Source organism: Streptomyces sp. ME02-8801-2C, assembly GCF_033793965.1.
Classification (GTDB): domain Bacteria; phylum Actinomycetota; class Actinomycetes; order Streptomycetales; family Streptomycetaceae; genus Streptomyces.
In genome coordinates, this window is the sequence record NZ_JARAXP010000039.1 from 11,666 (window position 1) to 28,589 (window position 16,924).

General features: G+C 70.8%; 13 protein-coding genes and 1 pseudogene. 7 read left to right on the plus strand and 7 right to left on the minus strand.

Annotation, left to right across the window (positions count from 1 at the left end; genetic code table 11):
- The first annotated feature begins 1 nt into the window (after position 1).
- From PV396_RS44175 to PV396_RS44200, 6 genes are all read left to right on the plus strand, one after another.
- On the plus strand, positions 2–1,675 hold the full coding sequence (locus tag PV396_RS44175; RefSeq protein ID WP_319214034.1) for a (2,3-dihydroxybenzoyl)adenylate synthase: 1,674 nt from the start codon (positions 2–4) through the stop codon (positions 1,673–1,675).
- Positions 1,665–2,753 carry a cupin domain-containing protein gene (locus PV396_RS44180; RefSeq protein ID WP_319214035.1) on the plus strand — a complete coding sequence of 363 codons (1,089 nt, stop codon included), beginning with the start codon at positions 1,665–1,667 and terminating at the stop codon, positions 2,751–2,753. The genes PV396_RS44175 and PV396_RS44180 overlap by 11 nt, the downstream gene beginning before the upstream one ends.
- Positions 2,750–3,583, plus strand: a complete 834-nt coding sequence (locus PV396_RS44185) for a fumarylacetoacetate hydrolase family protein (RefSeq protein WP_319214036.1) — start codon at positions 2,750–2,752, stop codon at positions 3,581–3,583. The genes PV396_RS44180 and PV396_RS44185 overlap by 4 nt, the downstream gene beginning before the upstream one ends.
- Positions 3,580–4,299 (plus strand): maleylpyruvate isomerase family mycothiol-dependent enzyme, encoded by a 720-nt coding sequence (locus PV396_RS44190; RefSeq protein ID WP_319214037.1) that lies wholly within the window; start codon positions 3,580–3,582, stop codon positions 4,297–4,299. Before PV396_RS44185 ends, PV396_RS44190 begins: the two co-directional genes overlap by 4 nt.
- A 66-nt stretch (positions 4,300–4,365) precedes the next feature.
- On the plus strand, positions 4,366–5,094 hold the full coding sequence (locus PV396_RS44195; RefSeq protein ID WP_319214038.1) for an alpha/beta fold hydrolase: 729 nt from the start codon (positions 4,366–4,368) through the stop codon (positions 5,092–5,094).
- A gap of 793 nt (positions 5,095–5,887) precedes the next feature.
- The gene (locus PV396_RS44200; RefSeq protein ID WP_319214039.1) at positions 5,888–6,724 is read left to right on the plus strand and encodes a DUF2182 domain-containing protein; all 837 of its coding nucleotides are present in this window, start codon (positions 5,888–5,890) and stop codon (positions 6,722–6,724) included.
- A 288-nt stretch (positions 6,725–7,012) separates the two neighbouring features.
- On the opposite strand, the gene PV396_RS44205 is transcribed toward PV396_RS44200, so the two are convergent.
- Positions 7,013–7,672, minus strand: coding sequence for a DUF1326 domain-containing protein (locus PV396_RS44205; RefSeq protein WP_319214040.1), 660 nt, complete (start codon positions 7,670–7,672; stop codon positions 7,013–7,015).
- A 595-nt stretch (positions 7,673–8,267) separates the two neighbouring features.
- Here PV396_RS44205 and PV396_RS44210 point away from each other — a divergent pair.
- Positions 8,268–8,507, plus strand: a pseudogene (locus tag PV396_RS44210) (cytochrome ubiquinol oxidase subunit I); the annotation flags it as partial.
- Between the two features lie 497 nt (positions 8,508–9,004).
- Here PV396_RS44210 and narI read toward each other — a convergent pair.
- The 6 genes from narI to PV396_RS44240 form a co-directional block, all read right to left on the minus strand.
- Positions 9,005–9,781: a respiratory nitrate reductase subunit gamma gene (gene narI / locus PV396_RS44215; protein WP_319214041.1), complete on the minus strand. Its 777-nt coding sequence runs from the start codon at positions 9,779–9,781 to the stop codon at positions 9,005–9,007.
- Positions 9,778–10,452, minus strand: coding sequence for a nitrate reductase molybdenum cofactor assembly chaperone (narJ, locus tag PV396_RS44220; protein WP_319214042.1), 675 nt, complete (start codon positions 10,450–10,452; stop codon positions 9,778–9,780). The genes narI and narJ overlap by 4 nt, the downstream gene beginning before the upstream one ends.
- Complete coding sequence (narH, locus tag PV396_RS44225; protein ID WP_319214043.1) at positions 10,449–12,185, minus strand: nitrate reductase subunit beta; 1,737 nt, start codon at positions 12,183–12,185, stop codon at positions 10,449–10,451. Before narH ends, narJ begins: the two co-directional genes overlap by 4 nt.
- 1 nt (position 12,186) lies before the next feature.
- Positions 12,187–15,864, minus strand: a complete 3,678-nt coding sequence (locus PV396_RS44230) for a nitrate reductase subunit alpha (protein ID WP_319214044.1) — start codon at positions 15,862–15,864, stop codon at positions 12,187–12,189.
- 149 nt (positions 15,865–16,013) lie between these two features.
- Positions 16,014–16,490, minus strand: coding sequence for a hemerythrin domain-containing protein (locus PV396_RS44235; protein WP_319214045.1), 477 nt, complete (start codon positions 16,488–16,490; stop codon positions 16,014–16,016).
- Between the two features lie 22 nt (positions 16,491–16,512).
- Positions 16,513–16,924: MFS transporter (locus tag PV396_RS44240; protein ID WP_416071588.1), on the minus strand; the 412-nt coding region annotated here is incomplete at its 5' end.

Genomic DNA, 16,924 nt, shown 5'->3' on the forward strand with positions numbered 1-16,924 from the left:
CATGCCCAGGCCGAGCAGCGAAGGCGCTGTGCCCTGGCCCGAGGAGTACGCCAGGCGCTACGCCGACAAGGGCTACTGGGAGGGCCACACGATCGGCGACCGGCTCCACGCCGTCGCCGACGCCACTCCCGACACGGTCGCGCTCGTCGACGGCGAGCGTCGGCTGACGTACCGCCGGCTCGCCGAGCGCGCGGACGCCGTGGCACTGCGGCTGGCCGCGCTCGGGCTCCGCCCGGACGACCGGCTGGTGGTGCAGCTGCCCAACACCGCCGAGTTCGTGATCCTCGCCTACGCCTGTCTGCGTCTCGGCGTGATCCCGGTGATGGCACTGCCGGGACACCGCCGACACGAGATCGGCCACCTGGTCGAGCACAGCGAGGCCGTGGCCATCGCGGTGCCGGACGTCCTCAAGGACCACGACCACCAGGCGATGGCCTTCGAGGTCGCCGACGGCTCACCAACCCTCAAGCACGTCCTGGTACTCGGCGACAAGATCGGCGACGACGCCGTGAACCTGCGGGAGTTGTGCGCCGCGCCCAGCACGCCGACGGACCGGGCCACCGTGGACGGATACCGGCCGGACAGCCGCTCGATCGCCGTCTTCCTGCTCTCCGGCGGCACCACCGGGCTGCCCAAACTGATCACCCGCACCCACGACGACTACCTCTACAACGCCCGCCGCAGCGCCGAGGTCTGCGCGTTCGGCGCCGACACGGTCTACTTCGCCGCACTGCCCCTCGGGCACAACTTCCCGCTCGCCTGCCCCGGCCTGCTGGGCGCGCTGCTGAACGGCGGCCGGGTGGTGCTGGGTTCGCCCAACCCGGAGAAGGCGTTCCCGATCGTCGAACGAGAGGGCGTCACGGCTTCGGCCCTGGTCCCGGCCATCGCCCTGCGCTGGCTCGACCACCACCGAGAACACCCCGGAACCGACCTGGGTTCGCTGCGGATCCTCCAGGTCGGCGGCTCCCGGCTGGCCGACCACGTCGCCCGCCGGGTGCGCCCCGAACTGGGCTGCACCCTCCAACAGGTGTTCGGCATGGCCGAAGGCCTGCTCAACTACACGCACCTGGACGACCCCGAAGACATCATCTGTACGACGCAGGGGCGCCCCATGTGCAAGGACGACGAGCTCCTCGTCGTCGACGAACTGGGCAACCAGGTCCCCGACGGCACCCCGGGGGTACTGCTCACCCGCGGGCCGTACACGCCGCGCGGCTACTACCGCGCCGAGGAGCAGAACGCCCGCGCCTTCACCGAGGACGGCTGGTACCGCACAGGCGACATCGTGCGACTGCTGCCCGACGGCAACCTCGTCGTCGAGGGCCGCGACAAGGACATGATCATCCGGGGCGGGGAGAACATCTCCGCCGAGGAGATCGAGAACTTCGCGTACCAGACGCCCGGTGTCGCCCGCGCCGCCGCCGTGGCGATGCCCGACGCGCAACTGGGGGAGCGCGTCTGCCTCTACGTCGTACCTGAACCGGGACACACGGTCGCCCTCGACGACATCCACCACGTCATGGACAACGCGGGCATCGCCCGCTTCAAGTTCCCCGACCGGCTGGTGACGGTCCCCGAACTCGCCGCCACCAAGGTCGGAAAGATCGACAAGAAGGCCCTGCGGGCCGACATCACGCGCCGCCTCGACACCGAAGGAACCTCCGATGACCAGTGACTCCGTCATAGCCCCGGAGGAGACGGACCCCGAACTCCGCAAGCTGTACGACGGCTTCGCCTCCGCGGGACTCATCCCCCTGTGGACCGAGATCGGCAACCTCATGCCGCTCACCCCGCAACCCGAGGCCGTCCCGCACGTCTGGCCGTGGGACACGCTCCTCCCGCTCGCCCGCCGGGCCGGCGACCTCGTGCCGGTCGGGCGCGGCGGCGAGCGCCGCGCGATAGCGCTCGCCAACCCGGGCCTGCCCGGCCGCCCGTACGCGACTCCCAATCTGTGGGCGGCGGTTCAGTACCTCGGCCCGCGCGAGGTCGCCCCCGCGCACCGTCACTCGCAGGGCGCCTTCCGCTTCGTCCTGGAGGGTGAGGGCGTGTGGACGGTCGTGGGCGGCGACGCGGTCGAGATGCGCCCCGGCGACCTTCTCCTCACCCCGTCGATGCACTGGCACGGTCACCACCACGTCGGCGACGCGCCGATGGTCTGGCTGGACGGTCTCGACATCCCGCTCGTGCACCGCCTGGACGCCGGGTTCTTCGAATTCGGTGAGGACGGTGTCTCGGACCGCTCCACCCCGTCCCGCTCACGCAACGAACGCCTGTGGGGCCACCCGGGACTGCGCCCGATCGCAGCTCCCAGCACCCCCGACTCCCCGCTCATGGCCTACCGCTGGGCCGACACCGACGACGCCCTCACCGCCCAGCTGGAGCTGGAGGACGAGGGATACACCGGCGTCATCGAGCCCGGTCACGCCGGTATCCGCTTCACCAACCCCGCCACCGGGCGCGACGCCCTCACCAGCCTGCGCACCGAGATGCACCGCCTGCGCCCGGGCACCACCACCGCCACCCGCCGCACCGTCGGCTCGTCCGTCTGGCAGGTCTTCCGCGGCAGCGGCACCGTCACGCTCGACGACCGCGAGATCGAGGTGTCCGACGGCGACCTGATCGCGGTCCCCTCCTGGTGCGCCCTGACCATCGCCGCCGACACGCGGCTCGACCTGTTCACCTTCAACGACGCGCCGCTCTACGAGGCACTGAACCTCGCCCGCACCGAAACGACCGGGAGCACCTCCGCATGAAGCTCGCCACCATCCGCACCGCCGATGGCACGGCGGCCGTCCGCCTCGACGGCGACCGCGCCGTGGAGACCGGCGCCCCCGACGTCGCCGCCCTGCTGCGCCGCCCCGACTGGCGCGCGCACGCCGCCGCCGTCGAAGGACCGGCGCACGACGTGGCGGCTCTCGACCTCGCCCCGGTCGTCACCACCCCCACCAAGATCTTCTGCGTGGGCCACAACTACCGCGCCCACATCGCGGAGATGGGCCGCGAGATGCCGTCGTACCCCGCTCTCTTCGGCAAGTTCGCCAACGTCCTGCTCGGCGCCCGCGACGACATCGTCCACCCGGGTGAGACGGAGGAACTGGACTGGGAGGCCGAACTCGGTTTCGTCATCGGTTCGCGGCTGCGCCGTCGGGCGACCAAGGAGGAGGCGGCGGCCGCGATCGCCGGCTACACCGTCGTCAACGACATCTCCATGCGGGACTGGCAGTGGCGCACCCCGCAGTGGCTCCAGGGCAAGGCGTGGGAGGCCAGCACGCCGGCCGGGCCCTGGCTGGTGACCGGCGACGAGATCGACGACGCGGCCGACCTGGAGATCCGCCTGGAGGTGGACGGGCAGGTCATGCAGCGCTCACGCACGTCCGACCTGCTGTTCACCCCGGCGGACATCGCCGCGTACCTCAGTACCTTCACGACGCTGGAGCCGGGCGACCTCGTGCTCACCGGCACCCCGGGCGGGGTCGGCGCGGCCCGCGACCCGAAGGTGTTCCTGAAGCCCGGCCAGGTCGTACGAACCGTGGTCGAGGGCATCGGGGAGTGCGTGAACACGGTCGTCGAGGACAAGACGTGAGCAGACCGGAACGGGTTCTCGAGTGGGTCGAGGACGGACAGCACCGGGTGCGAGCGGCCATCGACGCGATGCCGGACGACGCGGTCACCGCACCGTCCGCGCTGCCCGGCTGGACCCGCGGCCATCTGCTCACCCACCTCGCCCGCAACGCCGACGCCCTGGTCAACCTGCTGACCTGGGCCCGGACGGGGATTCCGGCACCCATGTACACCTCGCCGGACCAGCGCGTCACGGACATCGAGGCGGGCGCCGGACGCCCGCTCACCGAACAGCGGGCGGACGTACGGGAATCCGCCGCGCGTTTCCGGAAAGCCGCCGAGGCACTCTCGGCCGACGCCTGGTCGGCCACCGTCGTGAGCGGCCAGGGCCGTGCGATCCCGGCGTCGGAGGTGGCGTGGCTGCGGGCCCGCGAGGTGTGGATCCACCTGGTCGACCTGCGCGTGGGCATCGGCATGGACGCGTTGCCGCCCGACTTCGCCCGGACCCTCGTACGCGATGTGGCCGGGTGGATGTCGGCCCGCGTCGAGCCGGGCACCGGCGCCGAGTTGGCGACGGAGGGCCACGGCACCGTCGTACTCGGCACGCCCGTCCCGGGCGCCACGGTCACCGGACCGCCGCACGCCCTGGCCTCCTGGCTCACCGGCCGGGGCGGCACCCAAGAGCTGCGTGAGCTGCGTGTCACGGGTGAACTCCCGGACATTCCACGCTGGTTGTGAACCCAGAACTCATCGCCCACTACTCGATCACTCAACCACTCGATCACGCGATCAAAGGAGACCGACATGAGCGAGACCTTCGTCCTGGTGACCGGAGCCTGCCACGGCGGATGGGCATGGCGCCCGGTCGCGACAGAGCTGAGAGCCGCAGGACATGTGGCGCACACCCCCACCCTGGCCGGGCTGGGCGCCGACGACGACCCGCGCGGCGTGACCCTCACCGACTGCGTGAACAGCCTTGTGGACTACGTCGAACGTGCCGGGCTGACCGACGTCACCCTGGTCGGCCACAGCTGGGGCGGTTACGTCCTCGCCGGCGCGGCGCCGAAGCTCGCTTCGCGTCTGCGGCGCCTGGTCTTCTGGAACGCGTTCGTGCCGCAGGACGGCGAGTCCCTGATCGACGCGTGCCCGCCGCACTACGGCGAGATGTTCCACGCCGTGGCAGCCGCCTCCGGCAACGACACAGTGACGTTCCCCTTCGAGGTCTTCCAGCAGGCGTTCATGCAGGACGCCAGTGAGGAGACCCAGCGCCTGATCCACTCCCTGCTCGTCCCGCAGCCCCTCGGTACCTTCACCGAGAAGCCGGACACGACGGCGTTCACCGCACTCGACATCCCCACCGCCTACGTCCTGGCCACCGAGGACCTCGCCCTTCCGGGGGAGTGGGCCTGGGCCGACCGCTTCCTGCCGCGGCTCAAGAACCCGCTGGTCATCGAAACCCCGGGCAGCCACGAGGCCCTCTTCACCCGCCCCTCCGAACTGGCCGACGCGTTCGTCAGGGCCTGCGCGGCATAGGCGGCGGCCGAACGGCCATACGTGTGCCCTGCGGTGCAGCGGCCTTCGTCCGGAGGGGAGCAGCAGCCACGTACACGCGCGCGGCCGGGGGGTGACGGTGGAACTGCCGGTCCGTTGCGAGAGGGCCAGGGGGACACCCGGGGCGGTGCTCGGCGGCGGCGCCTGTGCCCTCGCAGAACGCGTGGGCGCGCAGCAGGCTGCCGGAGGCGCCGGGCGGAGGGAGGCGGCTCAGGGCCGACCTGCCGTCCGGCAGCCAGTGCGGCCCACTGGCGAGGCCGCTGGCGGCCATGGCCGGGGGCGTGGGTGGCCTGCTGGAAGACCCTGGAGGCCGCAGGGACGGCAGCCGCCCCTGCCCTTCCCGGACGGAGCCCAGCTGGATGTGCCGGAGGTACCGGAGCCCTGGCAGCGGACGGCCAGGCAGTGTCGGCGCCCTGTCCCAGCCGCTTACTTTGACTGGCCACGAGTCGGCACTGGGTGGGGGATCACGGCCGAGCTGCACCCGCTCTTTCTCGCGGAGAACCGTCAACAACCGCTCCCAGACGCCATCTTGCTGCCATCGCCGCCGGTAGCGGTAGACCGTCTGCCACGGCGGCAGGTCATGCTGCAACAGCCTTCAGTCACAGCCGGCCCTCAGCCAGTACGCCAACGCGTTGAGGATCTCCCGCAGGGAGTTCGAGGGATTCGCCGAAGGTGTTCGGATCTTGGCGTTCATGGACAGCTGTCACAGCGGCTGAGAGGTCGCGTCGCAGCCGGATGCGTGATGTCCTGGAACCACCCACAGGAGTACACGCCCATGCGTCACAGCCGGACTTCCGCCTTCGCGTCCGCCCGGTCGCCCGCGCCGACCGGAGCGGGCGGGGGCCTGCTGCCGGCGCGGGATCTCGCGGCCGCCTGGTTCCTGGTCGCGCTCATCGCTGTGCCCGCCTGGGTGCTGACGATCGGGCAGGCCCGGGACATGGGAGTCGAGCCCGGCACGATGAGGATGGCGCTGCCGCTGTTCCTGCTGCTGTGGGTGACGATGATGGCCGCCATGATGCTGCCGTCCATGGCGCCGGTGGCCATCACGTGGGTGCGCGGGATCGGCCGCCAGTCCTCCGGCTGGACGCGGACCGTGCGCACCGTGGAGTTCGTGGGCGGGTATCTGCTGGTGTGGACCGCATTCGGACTGCTCGCCTACGCGGCCCTGGCCCTCACCGGTGGCCTCGTGGACGACCATCCCACGGCCGGGCGCTGGATCGGCGCGGTGGCGTTCCTGCTCGCGGGTCTGTATCAGCTCGGCCCCCTCAAGTATGTCTGTCTGCGGCACTGCCGTGACCCCATGAGCCATCTGGTGCGCTACGCCGGGTTCCCGCAGCCGGTCCGAGACCTGCGGGTGGGCGTTCATCACGGCGCCTACTGCGTCGGCTGCTGCGCGGGACTGATGGTCGTCCTGGTCCCGCTCGGCGTGATGAACGTGGCGGCGATGGCCGGACTGGCCGTGCTGATCTTCGTGGAGAAGCTGTGGTCCCGTGGCCCGCTGCTCGGCCGGGTCGTGGGCATCGCGTTTCTCGTGCTGGCCGTGCTCGCACCGTTCCAGGACTGGCTGCTGCCGGGGTTGCAGGGCTCGATGCCGTCGATGGACGGCATGTGACTCACCCGGCCCCGAGGACCGTGCCGTCCGCCAGGCCGGCCCGTCGGCAGCTGAGGAAGCCTGCGCTGGACGTTGCTCATACGGTTCTGGCGCACCGGTGGCCAGCCATGCAGCGGATGATGGGTGGCTCACCCGAAGCCGGCGAACAGGGGCACGGGCACGCCCCTACCCGCCCAGCACACAATCGCTAGGCTGCCTCTTCCCGCCGCACCGGGAGTGGCCCGGGTGGGCCACTCGTCGTGCCGGGGGCGCCGCCGGATGGGACCTCTACCGGGGCCGACTCGCTCGTCAGTCAGGACCGCTCCAGTCGAACGGGAAGTGTTTGCTCGACTTCCCCGAGCGTTCCCAGGAGAAGCCGAACGCGTCGGCGCGGTCGGCTGTGGACCGTCCCCACGTGGCGATCTGGCCGGGGCCGACCTCGGCGCCCGGGGCGTTGTGGACCTGGACGCGTGCGCCGTCCGGCGTTGTCGGGCCGGTGAGTGCCTGGGCGGTGGCCATGACCTTGCCGGGGATCTCGGCTCGCCAGGTGGTGAGGTCCTCGTCGATCTCGACGTGGATGGGGGCGAAGTCCATGCCGCGCATCTCGGGGTGGAACATCTCCCCGAACTGCGCCGGCCATCCGCCCGCCTCACCGCCGAAGATGGTGCCGAGTGCACCGCGCTGCTGCTCGTCGGCCCGTTCGTCGAGGAAGATCGCGGCGTACGGGTCGGTGTGTGTGCCGGCCCAGGGGTTTCCGACGAAGGAGCCGAGCATCAGGACATTGAGACCGTCGAGCCGCACGTCGCCGAAATTGCCTTCCCGGATGTGCCACACCATCACGCCTTCGCAGTCACCGTAAGTCGGGGGCTCTGCGAACGTGCAGGGGCACGGTATTGCGCACTTGCACACATCGAACCAGTCACCGGCCAGGCGCCAGCGCGTACCGGTGGTGACCTGCTCTGTTGTCATCTCGCTTCCCTCCTGCCGAGCTCCGGGGAGCCCACTCGGAGTGGCGAGACCGCGTGTCCCGAGCCCGCACTCGGGGATGGGAGAGGCGGTCTCCATTCCAGCTTGCACCTCCCGTCCCGGTCGGGGAAACCCGGCCATCGTGGCGCTCACGTGCGAGGTCCGTCCTGGGGCATACCGCCAGGCGAGCAGTCGCCGGTGCCGGCCGGCTTCAGCAGTCCCGATTGGTCAGCGGCCGGCGCCGCTTCGTGCGCCGCGTGCCGTCGGCGACGACGAGGTGAGCCACGTCTTGGACACTCGCACCTTCATCCGCTGCTCGCTCGCCCTGGCATGGTGGCGGCCCAGGAGGGTTGCGGTCAGGTAGGAGCGGTCGGGCGGTTCAGCGGCGGCGTCAGCTCGAACAGACTCGAACAGAGCGGCGAGGCCTTGCCGTCCACGCCGTACCGCGACAGCTCTGTCAGCCGACCCGGCGGGGTCCCGGACTACGTTGGTGAAGCACTGTGGAGTGAGCTCTCCGTGATCCGCAAGGCAGCCGACGCCTTGGACATCGCGGACGGGTGAGGGACTGCTCGCAGCGAACCGAGGGAGAACTGGGTTGATCGGGGCGTTCCTGCTGGGCCTGTCGATCCTGCCGTTCTTCTGCAACGTCTGGAAGACCGCGAAGTACGGCAAGCGAGCCGAGACCGACGACCCGTGGGGATATGGCCGTTCGCTGGAGTGGGCCACATCCTGCCCGCCGCCGCGGCACAACTTCACCTCGCTGCCGCGGATCCGCTCCGAATCCCAGGCGTTCGGCCTGCACCACCCCGAGATCGCCGAGCTCGAGGCGGCGAGGTAACCCATGCCCCAAACCGTCCTGGCACTGGGCGGCGCGCTGGTGACCGCCTCCGGCTGCGTCTGGGTACGTACCGGCCCTCGCCGACCTGCGCGTGGGCGCCGACCGGCCCGTCTCCCGCCGCACCGCAGCGGCAGCCCGTCCGACGGGCTGGGCGACGGCGGCAGGCATCACTCCCCTGATCCTCGCAGGGGTGGCGTGGTGGGCGCCCGGCGCGCCAGCGCCGGTACGAGGCGGGGGAGAGCGCCTCCCAATGGGCGGCCCTGTGCCGCACCCCGCCTCCGGGCCGCCGCAGCGACGGCCGTGCCCGGTACGCCTTCGCCGTTCGCATCCTCTCCGGACTGCTCGTCGCGGTGGCCCCGGTTGTCGGACTGTTCCTCGCGATCGCGGTCACCCGCGTGCGAAATACCCGCCGGCGTACCGCGTCGGACCATGCGCTGCCGAGACAGGGGAGTGGCGAGTGTCGGCCGGGCCATGCGGCGGGGCGGACGGGGCCGGGGTCATCTGGTGCGCTCCCATCCGCGTCGTGGGGCGCGGGCGCCGAGTTGGGCGTCGCGGCTGCGGTAGACGATGTAGGGGCGGGTGAGGTAGCCCAGCGGTGCGGTGAGCATGTGGACCAGGCGGGTGAAGGGCCAGAACGCGAACAGCAGCATCGCGCTGACGGCATGGAGCTGGAACAGGACCGGGGCGCCGGTCATCCGGTCCGGATCGGGCTGCAGGTAGAAGACGGAGCGGAACCAGGGGGAGATGGTCTCGCGGTAGTCGTAGCCGCCGCCGACGAGGTTGGCGGCGACGGTGGCGGACAGACCGAGGGCGATGGTCGCGGTGAGCGAGAGATACATCGCCTTGTCGTTGCGGGTGGTGGCGGAGAAGACCGGGCCGACGGTGCGGCGGCGGTAGACGAGGATGGCCAGGCCGCCCAGGGTGCAGATGCCGGCGATGGTGCCCAGGACGACGGCCGAGGCGTGGTAGGCGTTCTCGCCGATACCGGCGGCTTCGGTCCAGCTCTTGGGGACGACCAGGCCGCCGATATGCCCGAGCAGCACGATGAGGATGCCGAAGTGGAACAGCGGGCTGCCGATGCGCAGCAGACGGTTCTCGTAGAGCTGGGAGGAGCGGGTGGTCCAGCCGAACTTGTCGTAGCGGTAGCGCCACACGTGGCCGAGGACGAAAACGGCCAGGGCGAGGTAGGGCAGGACGACCCACAGCAGGATGGTGCCGGTGCCGGTCTCGGCGGCCAGGACGGCCGATGGCGCGGGCGGTGGCACCGGGGTCATCGGGGGCCTCCTGCGGCTCCTGTGGGGTCGGGCATGTACTGCGCAGGCGTGTACGGGACGAGTCCGACCTGTTCCTCCGGCGGGCCTTCCGCGGCGAGCCGGGCGACCGCTTCCCGGTCGTCGCCGGCGAGGACGGGCAGGGTGGCGGAGACGGAGTCCAGGACATGGGCCCAGGGCGAGCGGCTCTCGCGCAGGGACAGCCGCAGCAGCTCCAGTCCGGCGCGGTGCTCGGTGAGCAGCCGGTGCCCGGCGGCGGGAACGGTGGCGGCGAATTCGAGGACGACGGCGAGGTGGTCGGGCAGTTCGTCGTCACTCACGTGCCAACCGGCGGCGGTGTAGGCCTGTTTGAGGCGAAGCAGGGCGATGCCGCGTTTGCGGGTGTCGCCGTGCGCGTAGTAGGTCAGGTACGGGCAGCAGCGTCTGCGGTCGTCGAAGGTGGCGACGTAGGCGGTCTCCAGGTCCGGCGGCGGGGTGCGCTCAGCGTGGACGGTGAACCGCAGCAGGGAGTGCGCCACCGGGTCGGGCAGGGCGGCGGCGACCCGGCGGGCCAGGGCCAGATGCTCCTGGAACTGCGGGTGAGGGTCGGGGTAGGCGAGCAGCAGGGACTGGACCTGCCAGGCGTACGGGTGCCAGGGCTCGGTGCGGGGCGAACGCGCGGTCTTCCTCGTCATGGTGTCGGCCCGGCTTCCCCGCCGCTGTCCCCGCCGACGCGGTCGGCGTCGCCGTTGCCGGACGGCGCGGGCGGGAACAGCCCGGGTGGTGCTCCCCTGCCGTCCCAGTTGAGGAGGTTGACGCGGGTGTCCTTGCCGGTGAGTGCGGCGTGGGTGTCGGCGCTCTGCCGGTCGCGCAGCACGTGGAAGTTCTCCACCGCGAGGGGCGCCGGTCGGCCGGAGGTCTCACCGAAGGGGCCGGAGCCTCCCATGCCGGGGCCGCCCTCGTAGTCCAGGCTGCACTCGGTGGCCAGCTCCTCCAGCTGGTGGGCCTGTTCGGCATGGGCGGGCGGGATGACGTACCGCTCGTCGTACTTGGCCAGGGCGAGCAGCCGGTACATGTCGTAGACCTGCTCGCCGGTCATGCCGACGGCCTCAGGGACGGCCTCGTCCGGTTCGCGACCGAGGTTGATGTCACGCATGTACGAGCGCATCGCGGCCAGACGCCGCAGGACCGCGTCGACCGGTGCCGGGTCGCCGGCCGTGAACAGCTGGGCGAGGTAGTCGACGGGGATGCGCAGGGCGTCGATGGCGGCGAACAGGTTGCCGCGGTCCTCCGCGTCGTATCCCGTGTCGCGGACCACGTCCACGACCGGGGACAGCGGCGGGATGTACCAGACCATCGGCATCGTCCGGTACTCCGGATGCAGCGGCAGTGCGACCTTGTAGGTGTTGATCAGGGTGTGAATGGGGGAGCGCTGGGCGGCATCGATCCAGTCCCGGGGGATGCCTGCCCGCTCGGCCGCACGTACGACGTCCGGGTCGTTCGGGTCGAGGAACACCTCGCGCTGGGCCTCGTACAGGCCGGTGTCGTCGGGGGTGGAGGCGGCCTCCAGGACTCTGTCGGCGTCGTAGAGGACCAGGCCGATGTAGCGCAGCCGGCCCACGCAGGTCTCGGAGCACACGGTGGGGATGCCGACCTCGATGCGGGGGAAGCAGAACGTGCACTTCTCGGCCTTGCCGGTGCGGTGGTTGAAGTACACCTTCTTGTACGGACAGCCCGACACGCACATCCGCCAGCCCCGGCAGCGGTCCTGGTCCACGAGGACGATGCCGTCCTCTTCCCGCTTGTAGATGGCTCCGGACGGGCAGGAGGCGGCGCAGGACGGGTTGAGGCAGTGCTCGCAGATCCTCGGCAGGTAGAACATGAAGGTCTGCTCGAACTCGAATTTCACCTTCTCGGCGATGCCGGCGAGCAGGACGTCCTTGTCGCCGTGGTCGGGCGAGCCGCCGAGGTCGTCGTCCCAGTTCGCCGACCAGGAGATCTTCATGTCCTTGCCGGTGATCAGGGACTTGGGGCGGGCGACCGGAGTGTGCTCCTGGAGCGGGGCGTTGGTCAGTGTCTCGTAGTCGTACGTCCAAGGCTCGTAGTAGTCGTCGAGGGCGGGCAGCTTGGGGTTGGAGAAGATCGTGATCAGCTTCTTGAACCGGCCGCCGCCCTTGAGCGTGAGACGGCCGCGCTTGTTGAGGGTCCAGCCGCCCTTCCAGGTCTCCTGGTCCTCGTAGCGGCGCGGGTAGCCCTGGCCGGGGCGGGTCTCGACGTTGTTGAACCACACGTACTCGACGCCGGTGCGGTTGGTCCACGCCTGTTTGCAGGTGACCGAGCAGGTGTGGCAGCCGATGCACTTGTCGAGGTTCATCACCATCGCCATCTGGGCCATCACGCGTCCGACAGTGACTCCGTCACGGGGCATGTCAGTACTCCACCTCCTGGTCGGTGCGACGGCGGACGACGGTGACCTCGTCGCGCTGGTTGCCGGTCGGGCCGAGGTAGTTGAAGGCGTACGACAGCTGGGCGTATCCGCCGATGAGGTGGCTCGGCTTGACCAGCAGGCGGGTCAGGGAGTTGTGGATGCCGCCGCGCCGTCCGGTGGTCTCGGTGCGGGGCACGTCGATGAGGCGGTCCTGGGCGTGGTGCATGTAGACGGTGCCTTCCGGCATCCGGTGCGAGACCACGGCGCGGGCGGCGACCACGCCGTTGCGGTTGACCGCTTCGATCCAGTCGTTGTCGTGCACGCCGATCTTCGCCGCGTCCTCCTTGCTCATCCAGATGGTCTGCCCGCCGCGGGAGAGCGAGAGCATGAACAGGTTGTCCTGGTACTCGGAGTGGATGGACCACTTGTTGTGCGGGGTCAGGTAGCGCACCGTCACGCCGAGTTCGCCCACCTCGCCGACGCGGGGTTCACCGAACAGTGCGTTCATGTTCAACGGGGGCCGGTATACGGGAAGTTGCTCACCCAGCTCAGCCATCCAGTCGTGGTCGAGGAAGAAGTGCTGGCGGCCGGTGAGGGTGTGCCAGGGCTTGAGGCGTTCGACGTTGATGGTGAACGGGGAGTAGCGGCGCCCGCCGGACTCCGATCCGGACCATTCCGGGGAGGTGATCACCGGTACGGGGGCGGCCTGGGTGTCGGCGAAGGTGACCTGTCGACCCTCGTGTTCGGCGGCCAGGTCGGCCAGCTGAGTGCCGGTGCGGGCCTCCAGGGTGCGGAAGCCCTGGGTGGCGAGGTGGCCGTTGGTGGTGCCGGAGAGGGCGAGGATCGCCTCGCAGGCGTGCACGTCCCGGGCGATCGACGGGCGGCCGTCGGCCGTTCCCCCGCGGACGGTGCCGTTCTTGTGCCGCAGGTACTCGAGCTCGCGCTCCAGCGTGAAGGTGACGCCCTTGGTGGTGGCCCCGAGGGTGTCGAGGAGCGGGCCCAGGGCGGTCATCTTGTCCGCGACGGCGCCGTAGTCCCGCTCGACGAGCAGCAGTTTGGGCATCGTGACGCCGGGGACCGGCTCGCAGCTGCCGTCCTTCCAGTCCCGTACCCGGCCGTGCGGGGTGGCCATGGCGTCGGGGGTGTCGTGCAGCAGCGGGGCGGCCACCAGGTCCTTGCGGGTGCCCAGGTGTTCTGCGGCCAGGCGGCTGAAGGTTTGCGCGAGTGTCTGGAAGGCGTCCCAGTCGGTGCGGGTCTGCCAGGGCGGGGCGATGGCCGGGTTGAACGAGTTGACGAAGGGGTGCATGTCGGTGGTGTTGAGGTCGTGCTTCTCGTACCAGGTGGCGGCCGGCAGGACGACGTCGGAGTAGAGGGTTGTGCTGGTCTGCCGGAAGTCCAGGGTCAGCAGCAGGTCGAGCTTGCCGGCCGGGGCCTCCTCCCGCCAGACGACGTCGCGCGGGCGGGCGCCGGGAGGTGCTTCGGTGGCGCTGAGGGAGGCGTCGGTGCCGAGCAGGTGCTTGAGGAAGTACTCGTTGCCCTTGGCCGAGGAGCCCAGCAGGTTGGCCCGCCAGATCGTCAGCACCCGGGGGAAGTTCTCCGGCGCGTCCGGGTCCTCGCCCGCGAAGCGCAGCCGGCCCGCCTTCAGTTCCTCCACCACGTGCTCGCCCACCGTGCGGCCCGCCGCGTCGGCCTCGTCGGCGAGGTCGAGCGGGTTGCGGTCGAAGGTGGGGTAGGACGGCATCCAGCCCATCCGGGCCGAGGCGGCGATGACGTCGGCGGTGCTCTGGCCCGCGAACGTTCCGCCCGCGCCGGCCGCCGCGAGGGTGTCGGCGCCGAAGTGGTCGTAGCGGAACTGGTCGGTGTGCAGGTACCAGTAGGCGGTCTGGATCATCTGCCGGGCCGGGCGGTTCCAGTCCGCGGCGGTGGCGATCGCCGAGTAGCCGGTGATCGGGCGGACCTTCTCCTGCCCGACGTAGTGTGCCCAGCCGCCGCCGTTGACGCCCTGGCAGCCGGTGAGGGTGGTGAGGGTGAGGAACGCCCGGTAGATGGTGTCGGAGTGGAACCAGTGGTTCGTGCCCGCACCCATGATGATCATTGAACGGCCGCTGGACTCCTCCGCGTTGGCCGCGAACTCGCGGGCGATGCGGGCCGCCGTCTCCCCGGCCACGCCGGTGATCGCGGCCTGCCAGGCCGGGGTGTACGGCTCGTCGGGGTCGTCGTAGCCGGTCGGCCAGGTGCCGGGCAGGCCGTCGCGGGCCACCCCGTACTGGGCCAGCAGCAGATCGAACACCGTGGTCACCAGCCGTCCCGCGACCCGCCGCACCGGCACCCCGCGCCGCAGCCTGCCGGCCGAGCCGTCCGGGGCGTCGAAGCGCGGCAGTTCCACCGCCACCGGGTCCTCGCCGCCGCCACGGGTGGACAGCAGCGGGTCGATGCCGCCGAGGTCGAGGTTCCACCTCCCGGCGCCCGCCTCGCCGAAGCGGTCGCCGAGGGTTCCGTTCGGCACCACCGGCCGACCGGTGGCCGCGTCCAGCAGCACCGTCCGGAACTCCGCGTGCTCGATGGCAGCCTGCTCGCCGCCAAGGTCCGCGGCGGTCAGGAATTTGCCGGGCGCGTACGTGCCCGGCTCCCGTTCGTCGAGCGTGACCAGGAACGGCAGGTCGGTGTACCGCTTCACGTACGAGGTGAAGTAGTCCGTCTGGCGGTCGACGAAGAACTCCTTGAGGACCACGTGCCCCATCGCCATGGCCAGCGCCCCGTCGGTGCCGGGATGGGCGGGCAGCCACTCGTCGGCGAACTTCACGTTGTCCGCGTAGTCCGGGGCGACCGCCACCACCTTCTGGCCGCGGTAGCGGGCCTCGGCCATCCAGTGCGCGTCCGGGGTCCGGGTCACCGGCAGGTTGGACCCCCACATGATCAGATAGCCGGCGTCCCACCAGTCCCCGGACTCCGGCACGTCCGTCTGGTCGCCGAACACCTGCGGCGAGGCCACCGGCAGATCCGCGTACCAGTCGTAGAAGGAGAGCATCACGCCGCCGAGCAGCGAGTAGAAGCGGGCCCCGGCGGCGTGCGAGACCATCGACATCGCCGGGATCGGCGAGAACCCGGCCAGCCGGTCCGGGCCGTACTCCTTGATGGTGTGCACGTGCGCGGCGGCGACCATCTCCACCGCCTCGTCCCAACTCGCCCGCACCAGGCCACCCTTGCCCCGCGCCTGCTTGTAGCGCCGGGCCCGCTCCGGATCGGAGACGATGTCCGCCCAGGCCGCCACCGGATCACCGAGCCGGGCCTTGGCCTCCCGGTACATCTGCAGCAGCACGCCGCGCACGTACGGGTAGCGCACCCTCGTGGGCGAGTAGGTGTACCAGGAGAACGCGGCCCCGCGCGGACAGCCGCGCGGCTCGTACTCCGGCCGGTCCGGGCCCACCGAAGGGTAGTCGGTCTGCTGCGCCTCCCAGGTGATGATCCCGTCCTTGACGTACACCTTCCACGAGCACGACCCCGTGCAGTTCACCCCGTGCGTGGAGCGGACCACCTTGTCGTGCGACCAGCGGTCCCGGTAGAAGTCGTCCGCCTGCCGGCCGCCGATCCGGTGCAGGGTGCGCAGGTCGTTCGAGACCTCGGCCCGGGTGAAGAACCGGCGGGTGCGCACCAGGGCGTCCATCAGTTCGCTGTCCATGCCCGCATGGCCCGGACGAGGGCCTCTCTCCCTGCTCACAGTGATGTCTCTCCCGAGGAAAACGGCGCTGTTTCTGCTCGGTCTGCCGGGTCTTGCCCACCACGAAACGCCTTACGGCACTGTTGTGCAAGGCGCCGAACAGGTTTCCGTCAGTCCGTGGCGGTGGCCGGGAGAGGGGTGCCGACGCGGGCGCGGACCGCCTCGACGGCTTCCCATTCCTCGGTGCTGAGGTTGGCCAGGGCGGCCGGGAAAACGCCGTCCTGCTCCTTGAGGATGTGGTTGCGCAGCAGGGCGAGCACCTCCAGCAGCTGCTCGGGCCAGGCCGGGTCCTGCGGTGTGCCGTCCGCGGCCTCGGCCAGGACGGCTTCGATCTGGCGGTGTTCGGCCTCCAGGCCGGCGATGTGATCGGGAAACTCCCCGGCCAGGGCCGGGAACAGGCCGTGCTCCTCCACCTCGGTGTGCGGGGCCAGTACGGCGGCGATCTGGCGGGCGCCTTCCGCCATCCGGGCGATGTCACCCGCACGCGAGGCGGCCCGTACGTGGCTGATGAGATTCACGACCCTCTCGTGCTCCATGGTCAGCTCGTCGATCGTTTCCAGTGCCTGGCAGCCGCAGTACTCGCACATCGCGCAGGCCCTCCCTTCCTGGTCAGTGCGGTTGGGCCGAGGGGACGCGCCGGGTGACCGTATGGCGGACACCTGTACCGGTGAAGGCGAGTGCCGCGGCCGCTACCGCCGCAAGCAGGACCAGGCCGAGTGCGTACGAGTTGTAGGCGCCGTAGACGGAGCCCATGAGTAGCGGTGGGACGAAGCCGCCCAGGCCGCCGGCGGCGCCGACGACGCCGGTGACCGAGCCGGTTCGGTTCGGCGGGGCCAGCAGGGCCACGAAGGCGAAGGTCGCTCCGCTGCCGGCACCGAGGGCGGCGGCCATGGCGAGGAATGCGATGGTGCCGACCGGTGCAAGGGAGGGTGTGAGGGATTGCGCGAGTGCGCCCGCGACGACCAGGGCCAGTGCGCCGGCCAGGACGCGCACGGGGCCGGTGCGGTCGGAGAGCCAGCCG

Coding starts and splice junctions, on each gene's coding strand:
- PV396_RS44175 (WP_319214034.1), top strand. CDS start 2: ATGCCCAGGCCGAGCAGCGAAGGCGCTGTGCCCTGGCCCGAGGAGTAC.
- PV396_RS44180 (WP_319214035.1), top strand. CDS start 1,665: ATGACCAGTGACTCCGTCATAGCCCCGGAGGAGACGGACCCCGAACTC.
- PV396_RS44185 (WP_319214036.1), top strand. CDS start 2,750: ATGAAGCTCGCCACCATCCGCACCGCCGATGGCACGGCGGCCGTCCGC.
- PV396_RS44195 (WP_319214038.1), top strand. CDS start 4,366: ATGAGCGAGACCTTCGTCCTGGTGACCGGAGCCTGCCACGGCGGATGG.
- PV396_RS44200 (WP_319214039.1), top strand. CDS start 5,888: ATGCGTCACAGCCGGACTTCCGCCTTCGCGTCCGCCCGGTCGCCCGCG.
- PV396_RS44205 (WP_319214040.1), bottom strand. CDS start 7,672: ATGACAACAGAGCAGGTCACCACCGGTACGCGCTGGCGCCTGGCCGGT.
- narI (WP_319214041.1), bottom strand. CDS start 9,781: ATGACCCCGGTGCCACCGCCCGCGCCATCGGCCGTCCTGGCCGCCGAG.
- narJ (WP_319214042.1), bottom strand. CDS start 10,452: ATGACGAGGAAGACCGCGCGTTCGCCCCGCACCGAGCCCTGGCACCCG.
- narH (WP_319214043.1), bottom strand. CDS start 12,185: ATGCCCCGTGACGGAGTCACTGTCGGACGCGTGATGGCCCAGATGGCG.
- PV396_RS44230 (WP_319214044.1), bottom strand. CDS start 15,864: ATGGACAGCGAACTGATGGACGCCCTGGTGCGCACCCGCCGGTTCTTC.
- PV396_RS44235 (WP_319214045.1), bottom strand. CDS start 16,490: ATGTGCGAGTACTGCGGCTGCCAGGCACTGGAAACGATCGACGAGCTG.